Genomic DNA, 249 nt, shown 5'->3' on the forward strand with positions numbered 1-249 from the left:
GAGGTAGAAATGAATGTCTTGGAAAAATGATTGCTGGAGTTCTCAGAAAAAGCATTGTTGTGATGATTGGTGGAAATCTAAAGAAAAGTGTCATCGTGATGATGATTGGTGGAAATCTAAAGAAAAGTGTCATCGTGATGATGATTGGTGGAAATCTAAAGAAAAGTGTCATCGTGATGATGATTGGTGTTCTAAACGAAATAAGTGTCGCTGTAATTGTTTCTTTATTTGTTGCCATTGTAAAAGGAA

The 249-nt window shown here is 34.9% G+C and carries 1 protein-coding gene; it reads left to right on the forward strand.

Annotated features, from left to right (window positions below):
• On the forward strand, positions 1–249 hold a 249-nt coding region (locus tag MR170_RS31645; RefSeq protein WP_346749481.1), incomplete at both ends, for a hypothetical protein.

This window comes from Bacillus cereus group sp. BfR-BA-01524, assembly GCF_022662595.1.
Lineage (GTDB): Bacteria > Bacillota > Bacilli > Bacillales > Bacillaceae_G > Bacillus_A > Bacillus_A thuringiensis_S.